The sequence below is a fragment of the Chryseobacterium defluvii genome, from assembly GCF_014204415.1.
Taxonomy (GTDB): Bacteria; Bacteroidota; Bacteroidia; order Flavobacteriales; family Weeksellaceae; genus Chryseobacterium; species Chryseobacterium defluvii_A.
Window position 1 is genome coordinate 1145 of record NZ_JACHLE010000005.1, and the last position, 19998, is coordinate 21142.

6 protein-coding genes are annotated in these 19998 nt (G+C 37.4%); all 6 read right to left on the bottom strand.

What is annotated here, in order from left to right; genetic code table 11:
• On the bottom strand, positions 1 to 4756 hold a 4756-nt coding region (locus HNP38_RS14655; protein ID WP_184190840.1), incomplete at its 3' end, for a non-ribosomal peptide synthetase.
• 278 nt (positions 4757 to 5034) lie between these two features.
• Positions 5035 to 5535, bottom strand: a complete 501-nt coding sequence (locus HNP38_RS14660; RefSeq protein WP_184190842.1) for a UpxY family transcription antiterminator — start codon at positions 5533 to 5535, stop codon at positions 5035 to 5037.
• 1024 nt (positions 5536 to 6559) lie between these two features.
• Complete coding sequence (locus HNP38_RS14665; RefSeq protein ID WP_228461075.1) at positions 6560 to 6703, bottom strand: hypothetical protein; 144 nt, start codon at positions 6701 to 6703, stop codon at positions 6560 to 6562.
• Positions 6704 to 7235: 532 nt separating this feature from the next.
• Positions 7236 to 7970 carry a hypothetical protein gene (locus tag HNP38_RS14670; RefSeq protein WP_184190847.1) on the bottom strand — a complete coding sequence of 245 codons (735 nt, stop codon included), beginning with the start codon at positions 7968 to 7970 and terminating at the stop codon, positions 7236 to 7238.
• 12 nt (positions 7971 to 7982) lie between these two features.
• On the bottom strand, positions 7983 to 18599 hold the full coding sequence (locus tag HNP38_RS14675; RefSeq protein WP_184190849.1) for a polymorphic toxin-type HINT domain-containing protein: 10617 nt from the start codon (positions 18597 to 18599) through the stop codon (positions 7983 to 7985).
• Positions 18600 to 18608: 9 nt separating this feature from the next.
• Entirely contained in the window at positions 18609 to 19985 is a 1377-nt protein-coding gene (locus HNP38_RS14680; protein ID WP_184190851.1) for a T9SS type A sorting domain-containing protein, read from the bottom strand.
• Between the last annotated feature and the right edge of the window lie 13 nt (positions 19986 to 19998).

Consider the following 19998-nt stretch of genomic DNA (forward strand, 5'->3'; position numbering starts at 1 on the left):
ATCGGGCTAAATCGCCCGTGTCATACATCTTACTCCCTGCTTCAAATGGGTTGTCTACAAACTTCTCTGCCGTTAATTCTACCTTGTTCAGATAACCACGAGATAAACCAGCGCCGGATATGTAGAGTTTATCATAAACGCCTACTGGTGAGAGTCTGTTTTTGTTTCCGATATAAATTTTAGAATTTGAGAACGGCTTTCCTATTGGGGTTGTCCCATGAAAGTCGGACAGGTCTTGATCGAAATAGGTAGAGTCTATTGTGGCTTCTGTTACTCCGTAGCTGTTGATAACTTTTATGGATTTTCCAAAGTTATTTCTTATGAATAAAAAATCCTGATTGTTAAAGCTGTCTGATCCAAATATAAAGATCTTTAAAAAGGAAAAATCCAGCTTCCTGGCTATGATCTCATGGCATAGGCTTAAGAGTAATGCCGGGGTTCCTTCTAAAATTGAAATTTGATGCTTTTTCAAAAGTTCATATAATGACTGAACATCTAATTTGATATTGTTGGGACAGATGACCATCTTTCCGCCGTTCAACAGGGACCGGCATATATCTCCTACAAAAACATCGAAGGATATGCTTGCCAATTGAAGCAGGTTGATATCTATTTTTTCAAGCTCGTATTCTTTTTTCCAGCATTCATAGATACTCACCACACTTTTATTTTCTATCATGACACCTTTGGGCTGACCTGTCGTTCCTGAGGTGTAAATAATATACGCTAAACTATCCGGCCTGCTGATCACAGGAAGATTATCTTTCGTATATTGATGTTGTGTGTTTTGTAATTCTGCTTGAAAGGCTTTTAAAAAGGATTCATCAATGGTAATTTTTGCTCTTGTGTCTTCTTCAATGTAAGCTATTCTATCCTCAGGATATTCAGGGTCTATCGGTACATAGGCTGCACCTGACTTCAAAACTCCCAGAATAGACACGATCATCTGCTCACTTCTATCAAGCTTGATCGCTATCAGATCATCGGCCTGAGTGTCATAATTCTTTCTCAAATAATCTCCTAACTGATTGGCCTGTTCATTGAGTTCCCGGTAGGTAAGCTCTGTGTCTTCAAAAACAACGGCTATATTTTCAGGAGTCTTCTCTGCCTGTGCTTCAAACAGCTCGATCATTGTCTTATCCCTAGGGTAATCAACAATCGTGTCGTTGAACGCTATTAATAACTGGTCGCGTTCTGCATCTGTAAGAATATCGATCTCTTCAAGGGTTAATACTCCTGACCCATCTTCCATTACTCCGCTCAACAAATTCTCAAAGTGTCTGAACATCCTCTCGATCAGAAACTCATCATAGATATCGGTGTTGTATTCTATGGTAAGCCCCAACTGATCTCCGTCTTCTGAAAAGGTGTAACTCACATCAAACTGGGAGGTCTTACTGCGGTATTCGTATTCTTCTACTTCTAAGCCTTCTGCATCACTTTCCCTGCTGCCCAGTCTCAACCGGCCCTGACTCTGATACACTACCATAACATCAAATAACGCCGATCGGCTCATATCACGCCTTATGTTCAGCTTACCAACCAACTCATCAAACGGGTAAAGCTGATGCTCATATGCCGAAAGTAAGGTTTCTTTCTCTTTAGCCAGTATGGAGGTAAAGGTATTACTTTCTTCTTCCAATATGGTCCTGATAGCCAAGGTATTCAGGTAAAGTCCTATCTGCTGCTCTAAGTCGGGATGATCTCTCCCGGCTATCGGGGTACCTACTATGATATCATGTTGTCCGGTGTAACGGTATAACAATGCCTTGACTCCTGCCATCAGGGTCATGAACAGGGTCACGCCATGCTGCCCGGAGTACTTCTTAAGCTTATCTGTAAAGGGTCTTGAGAACTGATGGCTGATGTTATCGCCATTGTAGGTCTGGATCAAAGGGCGGGACTTATAGCTAGGTAATTCCAACACGGGAAGTTCGCCCTCAAATTGTTCCAGCCAGTATGACTCGGCTTTCTGGTACTTATCGCCTCTTATTTCTTGCTCTAACCATACGGCATAGTCTTTATACTGAATGGTTAGTTCTGATGCTTTTTCATTCTCTTTATAGCCTCCCTTAAGAAGCCTGTTGTACGTCTCTACTACTTCGGATACTAAAACCTCTGTGGACCAGCCGTCTCCAATAATGTGGTGCATGGATAAAAAGAACAGGTGTTCTTCATTTTCTCTCCTGAGTAAAGAAGCTCTTATGAGTGGGCTTTTTTCTAAATTAAAGGCCTCCTTATTGGCTGACTGTAAATAGTCTTCTACTTCCGATTCATTTTTCCCTGTAAAGTCCAATACTTCTATGGTAAAATGAAGTTCTTCTTTAGGGGTGATATACTGACGGATAGATCCACTGTCTTTATCTGACCTAAATGTGGTGCGTAAGATCTCATGCCTCTCTATAAGGGTCCGGAAGGATTTCTCAAAGTATTCTTCATGAAGTTCTCCTCGTAAGATAACCACGGCTGGCATGTTATATGCCTGGGAACCGCCTTCCAACTGGCTCAATACCCATAAACGATGCTGGGAAGGGGTCAAAGGGTAGCTATCTTCTTCAGGGGCCTGAGGGATAGGGGTGTAATCTTTACCTGTAAGGTTTTTGGTAATTCCTTCTATCGTAGGGGAGGTAAAGAAGTCCTGAAAGCTTATCTGCTTTGAGAGATCCCGGTGGATACGGTTCAACACCTGAGCGACCATCAAACTATGGCCTCCCAATTCAAAGAAGTTATCGGTAACTCCTACTTTTTCTAAGCCTAATACTTCTGACCAGATCCCTGAAAGTTTCTCTTCGGTTGCATTACGAGGCGCTACATATTCTCTTCTGATCAGATCTTCACCGCTAACTCCCGGTAATGACTTCCTGTCGATCTTTCCGTTAGGGGTTAAGGGAATGGCTTCCAGCTCTACAAAGTAACCCGGAACCATATAATCCGGCAGCTTACTCTGCAAATACTCCCGTAATACCGTTTTGTCTATGACTATTCTTTGAGATGCATTACTTCCTACCGTCTCTGTTGCTTCTGTTGCTTCTAGAGAGCTCGTATAATAAGCGACCAGTACTTTCTCGCCATTGACTTCCTTAGATTCGGCAACTACCTGACGGATAGATGAACTAAACTGGGTTATACAGCTCTCGATCTCGCCTAATTCTATCCTATATCCTCTTATCTTGACCTGGAAGTCTTTCCTCCCTAAAAACTCAAGGTTTCCATCGGGTAGCCATCGGGCTAAATCGCCCGTGTCATACATCTTACTCCCTGCTTCAAATGGGTTGTCTACAAACTTCTCTGCCGTTAATTCTACCTTGTTCAGATAACCGCGCGATAAGCCAGCGCCGGATACATACAATTTCCCGCTTACTCCTACTGGTACTAAATTCAGGTCTTCGTCTAAAATATATACTCTTGTGTTGGAGATGGGCTTTCCTATTGGAACAGCAGTATAATTCTGATGGCTCTCCAGTTTGAAAATACTTGTACATACCGAATATTCTGTTGGCCCGTAAGCATTGTAATAGTTTACTCCATTTTCGACTATTTCTTTTGCTTTTACCGGGTTTGCAGATTCTCCTGCTGTAATTATTGTTTTTAAGGTTTTTAAATCTTCATTGGACAAAAGATCCAAATAACTCGGCGGAAAAGTAACAACCGTAGGCTCTGTTCTTTCTAAAAATGAAATAAACCTGCTTATATCTTTTTGCTCTTCTTCAGCCGGAATACATAATGCCGCACCGGAATACAGGCTCATCATAACTTCCGAAATAGAAGCATCAAAAGCAACAGAAGCAAACCATACAATCTTATCTTCTGACGTTACTTGAAAAGTCTTTATCTGATCTAAAGACATATTGATATTACTGTGATGCTCAACCAAAACTCCCTTAGGCCTTCCTGTTGAACCTGAAGTATAAATTAAATAAGCAATATCACTGGGTTTTATTGAGATATTGAGATTATTTCCTGATGCTAACCGAATTTCATCAGATTTTAAAGAAATGTATGATTGATAAATACTTAACGTTTGAATATTGTTGTTTTCACTTAACAATATCTTCGCATCACTGTCTTCTAAAATGTAATCAATTCTGTCTTTAGGATAATTAATATCAATGGGTAAGTAAATACACCCTATTTTTTCAACTGCCAGCAATGAAATCAACAAGTCTATTGATTTAGGCAATAGAGTTGCTATAACTTGGCCACCAGCAACAGCATGATTGTCCTTTATATAATGGGCTAATTGATTTGCTTTTTCATTGAGTTCCCTGTAAGTAAGCACGGTCTCTTCGAAAATAACGGCTATATTATCAGGCGTTTTTTCTACCTGCTCTTCAAATAACTGAACTATAGTTTTGTCTACCGGGTAATTTGCCTTTGTGTCATTAAACTCTTCCAATAACTGATGACGCTCTTTATCATCAACAAATGAATATTCTTTTTTATTTCTATTTAGAAGAGATTCATAATCAGAAAGTATCTCTGTAAGCTTATTCAGTAAATTCTCAACCACATGGTCAGGATAATTTTCTTTATGAAAAATAGTGAGAACTGCCTTCCCTTCTCTTTCCTCGTATAATAAAGATATATCATCTTTTAAGTTTTCTGCCTTTTGACCGAACTGAATTGAAAATGTAGAAAATGATTCTAAATTTAATTCAGACCGATTATAATCTTTATGAGAAAAAACGTCTCTAACTTCAATAGCCGTAACCTGTAATAATTCTTTAAACGTTGTTGTATTATCTTTAATCTCCAACAACAAACATATATCCAAATCAAGCCCTTGAGATGGATATACTTTAATTATATTCTGATAATTGTCAAAATACTTATTTACTAAGAAAGAAAAAACAGAAGAGACTATTGAAAATTTTGAAAGAGAATTGTTTCTTGAAATTTTTATAAAGCTTTCCAGCTCTTTTTCTGAAATTTCTTTTTTGAGACTTTTAGTATTTCTCTTTGAAAAAATAGCTTTTTCTATGTGCTTAATCTTATTCTGCCAAAAAATATTGGATAAAATCTGGGTATCGTACATTAAATTAAATGATAAGAATGTATTTCAGCCAAAAGACTTTGCTGTAAGGAATCTATTCTCACGCAAATCTTCCGCTTATTATCTATTTTTACGATTTCGCATTCGTAATTTTCAAAAGGCCCGGAGCTAATTTTCTTTTTTTCTCCCACCTGTAAGTCTAAGGAATTCTTAAGTTCAACCTCTGAGAATTGATTGAGGAATATCTTTATTCTGTTAATTTCTTCATCAAGAACACGGACTAATCTCCCCCCAAACTTTATAAATAAAACTACTCCCTCTATAGTAAGGGCTTTCAGATAGTCTTTTGGTGTTTCCAAGTAAACAAAAACGTAAGAACTGAAAAGTGGCTTTTCCACTTTCTTTTTGCGGTCACTCCACTGGGACATTGTGGTCCTGAGTGGCAGATATACTTTGAAGTTTTGCTCAGTGAGATTTTGAGCTATTTTTTTTTCATAGCGGGATTTGGTATAAACAACATACCACCCTTGGATGAAATTCATAATATATTCGAAAAGTCATGGTTAATTTACAGCTTCGCCTCTTAAGTCACACTTTAGTGTACAAAAGGGGTAAAAGAATCTCAAAAAAACGGGATATGTACTCCTAAGAAATTTTAAAAAATAGAATTAATATTGTGATTTGTATTTTGTGTTTTTCTTGGTGTTTTTGGTGTTTTCTTGATACTCGTGTTTTTTTGCTAAAATAATAATTTTAACAAAAGTAAAAAGCTCTTTACTCTGTTTTAACAAAATTTTAATCTATTATTTTTCCCATTTCATTGATATAGTGGAAAATATCTTTTCTTTAAAATTATCTTTTCATCTATTTTTTCTCTAAAGTGGGTATTATTATATACATTTATATCAGACAGAAAATAATGATAGCCCTGCAAGTAGGGAAAATCAATATAGCTCTTATTGCTAATTCATTTCGTTCCGGGCTTTTTTCCGTTGTTTTAAAAGCTGAAACTATAACATTGAAAAATGAATATGCAGACTTATCCCATTTATCTCTACATACTATTCTCCAGATTAAACCCTACTCAAAGAGAGCAATTGATGAAGATCATTAATTCACTTATTGTCAGGATTCATGTGGCTTAATAGACTGGTTGTAATTGGGGTTTTATTAATAATGGAAAATTATTTCTATTTAATCTTTATTCATCCAATAAACCTATACAAAATAGGTACTCATACAATCATTCTTCAAAACCCCATAAATTCTTATTATTTCTAGCATTTGTGATTTGTTTGTAAACTTATTCAAAAAAATATTCAAAAAAACAAGTCAAAAAAAAGCAACCATAAAAAAGCCGCGATCACCCATTAACAGGTGAAAATATGGCATACAAATTTATAAATCTAAACAGAAAATACCGGAGCCTACATAATCATTATGGACCCTTATTCATTTAAATAGATGGTATACGTCAGCCTTTAGGGAATCCTTTGTTATCCTTTTGTTTTATAATTGACATCTAACCTAAGTACATTTTATTATCAGTTTTCTTATTTTTTATTATTAAGAAAGTCTGTTTGGCATTTTATCAGAAAAATTGTAATTGAGCTCTTCAAAATACAGGACTTCATTTCCTGTAAAGTCTTCAATAGGGTTAATAGTGGTTCGGTAAGCAGTAGTATTCCCAAATCTTTCCTGCTTTTTCATTTCAATCAGTTTTTCTGGATTGGACTTTATCTGGCTATGTAATGTATTTGGAGCTGTAATGCCCATCAGTCAAAGTTTATCTTCTTCTTTCATTCGATCAATAATATTTTATTTGTTCAGAAAGTTACTTAAATGAGTAGCAGATGATGTTCCGGTATAAGTTTACTAACTATTTTCTTATTGAAATCCCAATCTTTTTCAGGAATAGCAATTCAAATCATCAAGTCTAAATTAGAATATAAAGCCCGTACAAAAAATGAAAAAGAGTGTTATTTTAGGGGAGAAGCAATGGCATTTCAGGGGCTTACCAAAAAAAATTACATAATTTGCAAGTACATTTTGGTTTAAGCTGGTTTCTAATGATCTATCATAAATCTTCATTTTTTTGAAAATCAGCTAAATAAAAACATTACAAACCATTATAAATTAGTTTTATTATGCCTTCTAAGCAGACGGTCAAAGGTTTGAATTCTTTTATGTTATAGACCAAAAAAACTCACAATTTCTTGTGAGTTTTTGAGGTTTGTTTTTATCAATTTTCAAAGATTAAAGTAAGTTTCAAAGATTTAAAAAAGCCTACTAAATGCATTATATCCTCTTTTATATTACTAAGTTCTATACTATTAAAATTTTTAAAAGTTATTGATGGTAGGCCTTCCTTATTTTTAGCGTATATACCTAAGATACAGTCTTCGAATTGGTAAAATCCCGAACCACAATAGGCTCTTTCTCCAAACATTTCTATTCCTAAATAATAAAACAAATCTATTTGTTCCTTAATAAGCAAACAGTCTAAGATAATATGATTTCTGATAAAACTCTTTGGTAAGCCACACCATATATAACAGGCGGAAATATATGAAAGTTTAAAATTTATATCAAAACTATTCCAGTCATATACCTTCTCATTCTGCCATAAATTGTAAACATCTATAACATCCTGGTCATAATAAATATGCTTATTATGTGTCAATATCGATTCAATACAGATATCATCTCCTTCTTTAATATCTTTATCAAAAATATCAGAAGTAATCATATAAAGGCTATACCAGTGTATTGCTCCCCAATCCAAATTTTTATTTCTGAAGGCTATACTAAACTCATATTCCCCACTTAATAAATCAATATGTTTATTTATTACTTTAACATTTTTGAAAACAACTGTCCTCATAGAGGTTTTAGAGAAAGGTATTAGCTCTATATAATTACTTCTAATAAATTCATTATCATCTATCATTAAGGATACTTTCAACAAATTTTTCATATATACGTACTTCTATTTTTTCTTTTTAAATTCATGAATAGTTTCATAGTGATCAAAGGTATACCCTACATGTTCTTCCCATTTCCCCGTTGTTACATTAAGTTCTGCTTTATATAAAATTCTATAATTATCCTCAGCCCCCGGTACATCAACTTTATATTCTAAAGCACCATCAAACAACAGCTTAGTCTTTTTAGTTTTATCAGGGGACCTATCACGTGAGTAATCATACCGGGTTTGCGTCATCCCCCCTGTTCTAGGATCCATCCTTGGTTCAACATAATTTCCTGCAGCCAGGTCTTTAACTGCTTTATTAAGCTGAGTAGCTCCTTTCAGATCTTTAGGTAATTGTACTGGTAAATAATCACATGGTGTACCATTATGAACTAATATCTTATTTTCCCCTACAAAATAAGAATGATAATCTTCAACTTCAAAATTATGTACTTTAAAGTTTCCTTCGCTTATAAATTCTATTTTATCTATTCTTTTTGTAGATCCATCATACAATGTTACATAGTCCCCTACTTTTAATTCATCTACTTTCAGCCATTTTCCACCTACAAAGAACGGATGCTCATGTGTCGCCTCAATAATCTCATGGTCAATATGAAGCTTATAAATCTGTGAAAACTCCAAAACTGTTGTACTGATTACTTTTTTCAGCTTTAAATCACCTGTTTTATCATCATAAGCCCAGACAAAATCTCCTTCTTTTACATCTTCAATATTTTTATATCCTTCTTCAGTCAAAACCTGAGTTCCTGAAGTGAAACAACCACAAGGCTTGTTAATTCCCGGAACGGGCATAACATAAGGTCTTTGCAAATTAGTCACAAACTCACCAACTGTTACAAATCCTCTTAAAGGGGTTTTCTTTAATATTTCTTTTTGCGTTTCTTCGTCCATACTATTTCCCCATCGATAAATCTTTCTCCCGATTTTAGTATCGTGAAGCCAATTTAATCCATCTTCAAGTAAACTTGGCAACGTCTGCTTCCCGTTAGGATCAGCCAAAACAATTGGATTTTGATAACAATATATGTAAGGATTAAGATTTCTAAGATTATATACTCCTTCATTATGCTGGCCGTCCCCATAAAATTCTGTCTCCATTACCGGGTTATAAATGGCTATCGGATCTACTCCATACCATATACTTAATCTAGGATTATAATATCTGGCTCCATAGTAATAGAAACCTGTTTCACCATCAAGCTCTTTAGCATTGAACTTATATGGATTATAATATTTGCCAATAAGCTGTTGCTCTGTAAATGTTTCCCCAAACGGTAAATTTAAGAAAAACTGGGAAGCCTCACCATTCTCATCGGTTACCATGCTTGCCGTACCCAGATGATCTCCGTGCAGATAATACAAGCCATGCAGTACAGATGGTGCCTTGGCAAATTCCGCTTCCACTTTAGAAACATCGATCCCTGCCTTTTCCATATAGGTTTTGATATCTACCGAAGGATCGGCAGGTTTTTCTTCGCTTTTTTCTTTCGGCCTTGGGGATAAAGCCATTCTGGTAAAGAGTCCCGGATCATCCCCCAGACGGCTGGCTATTCTCTGGGTTCCTGCATAATAATGTTTGGTATAGGTATGATCGGAGCCCGCCACTACATAAGAATTAGGATATACTTTATAAGAACCAATGACCATATTGCCATTGATCAATGATCCGTTCTGGTACAGTTCGGCTCCTTCATTCAGGCTATATTTTATAGTTCTTTCTCCCTTATCATCATAGGCATAATACTGGAAGAGACCAGGTTCCGGATGGTAATAAGCTTTCAGATTGTCCTCTTCGTCCCAGAATAAGAATTTTTCTCCATCCAGGGCGGCAATATGATGCACCAGATTACCATTATCATCATATTCAAATTCATCAATAGGACCTGCTGCGTCCGTCACCCTTTTTACCTTATGTGTTTTATCAAAATATTCATAATGATTTTCATAGCTATTGACAGGATTGGTATTTCCGTCTACCTGATGATGTTGTCTTTTTACATCTATACCGCTTCCCGGACGGTATGAAATACTGGTTTCATAATTTCCGGACATATTTCCTGTATTGTTTACAGGAACCGGATCTCCTTTTATCTCAGTTGTCATGTTTCCATGAGAATGAGTAAGGCGGTTAAGCTCATCATAGCCATAATTGAACTTATAAGTTCCTCCAATAGAAGTAGGGGTAACAATAGCCGTATTCTCGATGCTCAGAATATTACCTATAAAATCATACTTATAGTTATTACTAAGGAATGTGGCATAATTATCCTTTACGAGATTATGAGTGGCAAGCATTCTATTAGATGGTGAATACGTATAGGTAGAATATGTTTCATTTCCGTACAGTATTTTTATTCTTTGTTCATACTCATCGTATTTTATCTCTTTTACATATTCACCATACTGATCACTGTCTATCATTTTCAGATTTCCTCCAAGATCATAACGATAATGTACACGTTCATCGTCTGGGTATCTTAAGTCTCTTAAGCGATTCCAGCTGTCATACTCATAGGTAGTTAAAAAGGTCATGTTAGGAATATTATACCCCATCACTTTTCTTTCCTCCGAAATTACTTCTCCCATGTTACCATACGTATAGTATGTAATTCCAGTACCATCGATTTTCCTTATCACTTTTCCCGTATCATTTCCTGAGCTTCCATATTCATACTGTACGTTATTAGGATTGGGTGTTCCATTAGGAAGCGTTGGATAGCCTATATTTACTAATCTGTTACCACTATACTTATAGCGAATAGAATTATCAGGAAGCCCGGAATTTTCCAGATTAGCAGTAACTCTTTCTACCAATCGACCTTCCAGATCATAGGCGTATCTTGTAGCTCCATGGTCAGAGTGGTTTTCATAGATTCTCCTGCCTCCCAGATCATGCTCATACGTAATCACTATCCCTTCCGGATCTTCTACCCTTATAAGCTCTCCCACGTTATTATAGTCATAGTGAGTCTGGAGCGGCTGGCCACCAATATAGCTTCTTGTAGATACAATTTTGCCCTGAGCATTGGTAAGAATTTCTGATTTCATCTGTGTAGAAATATTCTGCATCTGAGAAATCGTTTTCTTCATATAATAGCCTTCAATGCCATACTCGATATCTGTAATATTACCGTCTTCATCCGTAGTTGCTGTAGCCCTGTTCAAGGCATCATAAGAGCTTTGAGTAAAATATTGGGCCAGTGTAAGCTTCAACTTTTTATTCAATACAGCATCTTTGTTTTCATAGGTAGGATGGTACTGTTTTATTGCTCTGCCCAGTGCATCATACATAGTCATTCCTGAAACTGACATTTTTTCCGCTCCTGCCAGCTCAATATCTTTTTTCACCTGCACCGCCCTGCCGGTAAAATCTGATAGCGTGATCGTTTCTATCGAATTTCCCGGATGCTCCACATCAAAATTTTCCGTTGTTGCCCCTAATAAATTCAAAGGAATATTATTAACAGTCATAGGAGACAGGAAATAAGTATATTTTATTGTAAAAGGAAAGACCCCCGCTTCTTTCGGTGCCAGAATAGAGGTAAGCCTTCCCATACTATCATAAGTATACTTCATCACATTTCCGGAAATATCCGTAGATTCAAGGATTGCATCCCATCTCGGATCATATATCGCAGAAGAATAAGCTCCAAAACTATCCGTTACCTTGGTCACATATTTACCCATGGCATCATAATCATATGTCAAGGAATAGCCCTGAGGATAAGTAATGTAATAAATATTTCCATAGCCATCATAATTGATGTATGTCTCCGCAATATCGCTTGCATTAAGTTTAACCTTCACCAGAGTAATATCTCCCGTACCAGGATCTACCTCTGTTTCTCTCTGACGCATAAGATTTTGACCATTATCATATACTTTTATGACCGAAGGCACATTAAGGATATTCTTAGCTGTCAGCGTAGAAATATCATGATAGGCTATCTCCGAAGAATAATTTCCTGTTGGTATATTACCTGTATAGCTATAATTGGTAAGCTGGCCCCTATTATTATATTTCATTGCAGTCTGGGTGGTTATAGAACCTCCATTTTCATACGCCGTATTGGTCGTCCCTGCCAATAAAGTCGTTGCTTTTCTTTTCCCTTCTGTTCCGCCTGTGTCATAAGTTTCAAACTGGGAAAACGGTATTTCTTCTAATTGTGCATTACCATTGACATACTTATAGAATTTATAGGTGTTTTCACTTCTGGAACTTAAAGTATATCCGCTGTCAACATAGGTCTCATTTGTACGCAATAACCCATTGTTAAAGTAAGTACTGTTATAAAAAGTCTGGATATTTCTTCTATATACATTACCGGCATTAATCTCTTCAGTAATGACTTTCTCAAATCCATAGTTTGTCCTTTCTCTTCTGTCGTGCCTTGATTTTTCATACTTAAAGCGGGTCACAATATCCTTATCCGGTGTAGAAAGGGTATAAGTGCCCGAGCTTACATCAGGATTGAAAATTTTCACCTCTTTCATCACCAATTTGGCATTCGGATCATTATAAGAAGGCTTGGTAAACTCGTAATCTATAGTAAAGGTACCATTGGTATTTCTTTCAGTTACTTTTGCAAGCTTATTGGTACGGCCGATCCTTGAGTAGTTTACTCTAAGTCCGTCACCGGTACTTACCACAAGGTCAGGATAGCCATCTCCATTAATGTCTTTCATTCCTTTATTGATCTCAGATACAGATACTCCGATGTTAGCACTTACGTCCGCACCGGCCCTGAAATACAATATGGTGATTCCCCACAAGGTAATTAGCGGAATATTAATATAGAAACCTCCTCCTAATGACAGAGCTCCATTGTAGGTTCTTACTTCTTTGGAAAAATCTATGTTTCCACCCTGCTTGGATAATCCCTGAGGAGGAGCAAATTTGTTCCCCATATTATAAGCTACAGTCACAGCCCCGTTATCCGCAATGCTAAGGATATCCACCAAACCATCTCCGTTCACATCCTGAAAAGTCTGCCTGGAGCTTCCTGATGATGATGAAGCACTTACACTTCCCGAAATTCCCCAGCCGGCACTGAACGTAGAGGCTGTATCAATAACTCCTGAAAGACCGCCACCTATACTTATAGAAGCAGCTCCGACAGGTTTGGATTCATTAGTCGTAAGTCCTTTATAAAATTCGAACGGATTATCAACAAGCCCTGTTCCATAGTTAAGTTTATACTTATAGGTATTCCCGTTGATCTCTACCCTGTCTGCCAAACCATCTCCATTGATGTCTATCCAATACTTTAATCCTTTATCATAAGAATCCGGATAATCCGTATAACTCAACCCTCCTGACCATGAAACAGAAGTATCTGCTTTAGCATCAGAATTGGTATTGCTAGTATTTCTACCCACTGTTTTTACAGAAGATGGGGAAAAGGCAATCGTATTCGATTTCTGGAAACTGTCGTTATTGGAGATCACAGAATCCCCGTTGTTTTCAATGTTTCTTCCCAAACCGCCTTTCAATCCTCCAAGAGGGTTGGTCAGCTGTGCCTGTGTTCTGTATAACATGTCAGGATATCCGTCTCCGTTAACATCGAAGAAGTCCTGTGTATTAATATTTCCGTAATCCCTTAGTTCTGAAACAGATTGTGAAATTACCGGTATACCAAGGCCCCAGTTGGTGGTTTTTGCTTTGCTTTTCTGTTTTTTCTCAATAGCATACATCTTTGTATTGATGTTCCCCTGTATCTCTATGTCCTGCTCATCCGGATCATCATTATTGAAAAACGGCGTTATGGATTCTTCATCTCTAAATGTAGATACGGCAGAATACTGTTCTTTGAAAACATTATTCACCCATCTTTCCGTAAATGTTCCGTTGCTTTCTTTTTTATAATGGGTATTTAAAGGAATAATAGGAGAAAAGGCAGCCATAATATTATTGGCACTGTTCTGGAAATTGGCCTGGATAATGTCACCCACACATTCTCCATACTGATCAGAATTCGAGCTTCCTGAACATGACGAATAATCATAATTGAACTGTCCGAACGGAGCATCCAGGAAATCATTATTAATCAGTGCTCCATATTGGTCTTTAGGGGTATCCGGATTTAATGTATAATCCGGACCGTTTGTCGCCGAAGGGCCTGTCTGCATGATCAGATCTCTCGGACCGGAAGGCGGCGCTAAAGAATTATTTCCTTTTTTAACATCTTTACTTTCATTATAAATAAATTGTCCCCAGTTATGATATACTGCGCTTACACTATTGAATTCACCTGTATTCATTGAAGTTTCAACAGTAGACATTGCCAGCTGGTGATTCGGGCCATAATAAATATTGAAGATATTATTCTGTATCTGAGTTTTAAATGCATCATAGGCTGCCCTGTCATTGGCTGTATTACAGAAAACCATGATGTTTGGTCTTTCCTCTACGGGAACCGTCTGAGCCGGATCTCCCGTATAAAATTGAACAGGACTGGTTCCGTTAATCAGAGAGCCGTTAATATCATATTCAGACAAGGTTCCGTTTTGGATAACCACTCTTCTTTTGGCCAGTATCTTGTCTTTTATCCTGATGACATACAGGAAGTTCCCTGCAAGGTTAGGAGTAAAGCTGAAGTTTTTATTAATAGAGATCGAATAATCATTGGATCCCTGAGGTAAACCTACTAAGCCTGAAAGATCAAATTTCTTTTTAAAATCTTTTACATAATAAGAGGGATATTGTGCTACATCATGAACATTTGTAAAGCCTCCCTGAGCAACATGGATGTTTCTCCATTCAAATTCTTTGCTCATATAGGAATCTGATTCTACAGTAAATTTCAAATGCCATCCTCCCGGCGTTGCAGGTGGAACAAAGAAATTCAAATCAACCGGATCTATATCCACCTGAGTGTTAGATTCCGGGTATGTTTTCGTATACAGGACATGAACATCTGCTGCGGGATCGTTAATATCTGCTTTTGAAAGCGTAATAGAGAATGTTACTTCATCATTGAGCTTAGGTACCGTGAACCCCGGAATATCAATATGGCCGCTTCCCATATAATCAAACTTCAGGGTTTTTGAAAGGTTATTCAGTATGAATTTATCTTCATAATTGGTACTGTTCGGCATGAAGTCGTTCTGTTCTTCTTCAGGGGTATCATGAATTTCCATCCCATGAGAATCAAGATACTGGATCGTAGGATTGGTCTTAACGATATAGTTGATCCCTGTCTTCTTATGAAGCCTGAAATAAACTTTATCCCCGGACTTGACATATATTGCTGAAGAATTATTGATTCCCAGAGGAGTCCCCGGATAATCGTTATAGCGTTTTATCTCTATTGCCTGATCAGGTGATCCTCCTGCAAGTGTTGTTAAGAATAACCGGCAGTTTTTCGGAAGATTATCAGGATTTTTAGTTTCTATCGAGTAAACCGCTTTTGCAGCCGGATCCTGTGTTCCGTAGATGGCAATATGATCACTGATCCTGATATATCCTGATTTGGGGGCTATCCAGACCTTAACCACATCATTCTTGGCTTTTACAGGCTCTTCAGTATCAGCAGGATCTTGAGGTTCGGTATAAGGAACAGGGCTATTCCCTGTGATCACCATATTTTCAGTCAGGTCACTGGTGGTTACAATTTCCGGCTGCCCGTTGCTGTTGATCCTATTGAACCATACCTTCTCGTTATTCACTACATCCGGAAGGCCGTCAGAATTGGCATCTATCAGATAAACGGGGGTCTTGCTTTCACTTTGAGACCAGCTCTTTGTGAAATCAAAGCCCATCTTCCACCAGTTGAACAGCACAGTAGCTCCTGTTGTCCAGGTGCTTCCTTCGCTTCGTGTAAAATTACTTTTCAGGTTCAGTACGTCTTTCTGCCCGCCGAATATAAGGTTACCGCTACCGTCCAGACTTCCCGGGATCAGTTTAATTCCATTGTCCCCATTTCTTTTTCTGTACAGGATATCTGCGACCCCGTCCCCGTTAAAGTCAATAAGTTCCTGAGCTCTTTTATTATCAGGGTATGACTCACCGGTAAACCCGCTGATCATAAAGTTTTTATCCCCGGTCTTATGAGGGCGGAATAATCCCAGCCCTGCCCCTATTCTCAATGACCAGCCCCATTCAAAATTATTGTCAGCACTTATTTTAGAAGGCGTTGTTGCAGCACTTACAGCTCCTGAAAAGGCATCTGTACCCGGTACATTAACATTTTTATCCGGTCCGAAAACCGTACTTCCGCCTGTATCATTATAATACTCAAGCTGATACTTGATACCATTTGTTTCAATACCTCTTAAAAGGGATTTATAGAATTGTCCCGTTGTATAATCAAACGCATAATATCTAATCGTAGAGTTGAGATAATCTTTATGAAGAACAGAAATCCCGTCAAGCAAATGAACTTCAACTCTTTTCACTCCTTCTTTGGCACTGATGGAATAATCCGGCCTGTTGATCATTTTGCGTGAAAAATTGATGATATATGGCCCGTCTGAATCATATTGTCCAGTATAAGTAATCTGCTTGATATGGAAATCTCTTCCTCCCCCCAGGTTTTCATTATCTCCCAAAGCAGGAGAGACTCCCGGAGTAAATACCATATTATCATAATAATACTTAATATTATTACTGTAAACATCCTCTTCTTTTATAATCCCCCATTGTACAATCTGTCCTTTATTTGTTTTGACAACCGCATTATCATTTATAGCATTCTCATTTCCTCCATAATATTTTTTGGTACCATCAGTAGTAGTTATTACCCACCTGTAATTTGTGGGAGAAACACCATATCTTTCTATTTTTAAAAAGTTATTTCCTTTTCTTAAATAAAAGTTTTTTTTCCCTGAGGTGTTTCGTGCCTGTCTTGTGGTATCAAAAGTACTGTTTGGGTTATAGGTATTATGTCTGTGCGGAAGATAATCTCCTTCGTACATCAGCATTTCGCCATCCAGCAAATAAATCTCAGATTCTGTTCCGTAATCAAAAGTAGGTGTTCCCCATCTTGTATCTAGGGTGATTGTAGAAACTCCGCTTATATCCCAGCCCTCTCCCATCAGGCCGTTACCTCTGCTGCTGCTGTATGACACGGCCAGATTAGGCTGCATTCCGTTTCTTCCCGAAGGTATTTCTATAGGATATGACATGGAGGCATCTCCTCTCTGGTTGGCTGTCGGCGGACTCATGAACTGCATTTTTGCAGCGGGGTCTCCTGCCTTCAGACCACTGATGCTGGTAGGAGCAAATGCAGTGGTCTGCGGAGATTCAGGAACAGAAATGATCCCATTGATGTAGTCATTATTATCTCCTTTATTCTCAAAAGTAACAGTTTTTGAAGTTTGGTCAACTACTGCCGACGGTTCTATCTTCCATTGCCTGCTGGCATAATCAAAGAAAAAGACCTTAATGTCTTTCGGGGAAACCAGCCCAAGACGTTTTTCGTCATAAGGTATTGTCAGTTTTACATTTTTATTCAGTTTTCCTGAAGTAAAGGAAATTCTGTAAGCAGCATTATTGGCCGTTACATTTTTAATTCCCTGCGAGGTAACCGGAAAATCTTTTGCTCTTAGTTTCAAAACTTCCACAAGGGCTGATTCTGAAGTTTCTTTTTCAACTTTGATGCCCAGGTCTTCGTATTTTACATCAAACTCTTTATCGTTCGATATTTCTAGCACCTTAGAGCCTGAATAGTTATTATTGGAGACCTTAAATGAGTTTGAAGCACCCGGAATCTTATAGGTATTGCTGATCCCACTGGCAGTCACTGAAAAATGTCCTTTTAATTTGTCTTCTTCAGATAACTCGATTATTTTTTCAAATTCTCCGTTTTGTACAGAAACATTTTCGTTATTAATATTCAGATTTTTTGCCTGAATATTGTTCCCCTTTATATACAGGGTATTTCCCGAAAGTGTTGAACTTACAATTAAACCGTTATCTTGTTTCCCCTCTTTTCCAAAAACAAGCCTCAGATTCTTTATTTTATACCTGATCCCATCGGCCGGGGATGTAAATAATATGGTATTCACCCCATTTTTTATAAGGGTTGTGCTGATCTCTTCTTTCTGGTGGCTCCATGCAGCGTTAGGAACTACAATTTCACCTCCAATGGCTATATTATGGTTAATGGACCTGGAGACTGACTGGTGAGAAGCCAGCCCGAACAGATCATATTCCAGATAAGCTACCGTATTTTTATTAACCACCGGAACGTCGATCGTAAAGAAGTTATCCGAAATCCTGTCCTGTTCTTTATCTGAAAAAGTACCAATGGTCCCTTCTTTTTCTTTTGACGGGTAATAATTACTATTATCCGGGGTTTTATCATTATCACCAAGTTCCAGTGATATTATATTTTTCTTTTCCGGAACTGTAAAGGTAGTATCCGAATCCTGATTATCTTTTGGTAAAGATGTTTTTTCATTTTTAGCAACCGTTTCACCCTCAGAAACTGTATTATCCGGCAAATCAACACTTTTATGCATCAATTTACTCATCCACTCTTTTTTAAATTGCCTTACTTTTTGCCTGTCTTCTTTTGTAAAACTTGCAAAAACAAACATACAGGCAAAGAAGCAAACGAGCAGTAAGGGCTTCTTTGCGACAGCAAGTCGATTATAATTTATTTTCATGGTAATAGTTTAATCTACAATTAATTTGAATGTTTTTATGATTTTCCCGTTCTGCGTCAGGTTAATAATGTACGCACTTTGAATAGAGAGCTGACTGACATAATGGTTGGCCTTTCTGTCTATTTTATCCAGCCTTACCAATCTTCCGGATCCATCATATATAGCGACTGAAAGGTTCTCCATTGGTGGGAAAAGTATGGTAAAATTTTGTCCTTTTTTTACAGGATTAGGATATAATACAATTTTACTTAAATCAAGTGAAAGATCATTTGTACTATATTGTGTACCTAAGTTCGCATTTGTATCTGAACCTTTTTCCTTAGAAGGACTTACGGCAAAAGTGAAGTAGGTAATATCTGCTTTTTCATCGTTACTGATGAAATCCACTTTGCTGAAGGTTACAAAATTTTCGTCTGCAGTTCCCTGAAATTTGGCAACATCCCCATTGGAACTTTTTACCAGCATCCAGTAATCAAGAGGCTTTGATCCCGGGTTTACCGTTGCTTTATTTATTCTTACTTTATAATCTGTTTTAGGGATTGCTGCTCCTATGAAATTAATTTCCCAGTTCCTTTGGAGAACATCAAGGCCACTATCTCTGTTTAAGGCCATTTCTTTATTATCATCAGACCAGATCATAAAATCATAATTATCCAGAAGTGCTTTATTTTCGGTATTGGTCCTCATAATATCATTCCTGCCGATTGTCAGGAACTGATCCGCCTGATTGGATGACTGTTTCTGATACAGCTCATTTCCGTCATCCCTTCCCAGACCTGTAGGTCTGTATTTATAGTCTTTATGCTTCTCAGGGTCCCAGATCACTTTGCCGTCGCTGCTAAAATATTTCCCCTGATCCAAAGAGATCCCGTACTTTATGGAAAGATAGGAATGTATTTTATTGAGTGGAAGGCCTTTTGTTCTTTTAGGAATGAAGATCATTTCATACAGATTCTGATCTTTAAACTTGATTTTAAGACTGTCTGTTTTTTCTTTCTTAGAGTCCGCCACATTCATAAATGAAAAGATACTTGGCCTTTTGCGGAGCTGAATGCTTTTGTCTTCCCCGGTACGGTAAACATTATTATTGAGAGAAATATTCTTCTCCGGATTTTCCCATATGGCATCATCTTCTCTGGAAGCATGAACGACCGTAAGGGTATGGCTTTTGTTCCGGCTGTGTTTGATATATTTTTTAAGAAGTTTGTCTTTAATACCACAATGGAAATTTAAAAGATTTTCATCTTTGCATTTCAGGGCTTCACGGGCTGTGGGATCTGTTTTTTCCCAAAGCTGGACATCGGAACCCACTAACTGAGAGAAGGCAGGAAGAGAACACGATATAAATAAGATAGCGAGTATCTTAGCACGGAGAGATCTGTACATAAGCAATTAAGAT

Excerpts from the sequence above, each read along its gene's own strand:
- HNP38_RS14660 (WP_184190842.1), bottom strand. The coding sequence starts at position 5,535 with ATGAATTTCATCCAAGGGTGGTATGTTGTTTATACCAAATCCCGCTAT.
- HNP38_RS14665 (WP_228461075.1), bottom strand. The coding sequence starts at position 6,703 with ATGAAAAAGCAGGAAAGATTTGGGAATACTACTGCTTACCGAACCACT.
- HNP38_RS14670 (WP_184190847.1), bottom strand. The coding sequence starts at position 7,970 with ATGAAAAATTTGTTGAAAGTATCCTTAATGATAGATGATAATGAATTT.
- HNP38_RS14675 (WP_184190849.1), bottom strand. The coding sequence starts at position 18,599 with ATGAAAATAAATTATAATCGACTTGCTGTCGCAAAGAAGCCCTTACTG.
- HNP38_RS14680 (WP_184190851.1), bottom strand. The coding sequence starts at position 19,985 with ATGTACAGATCTCTCCGTGCTAAGATACTCGCTATCTTATTTATATCG.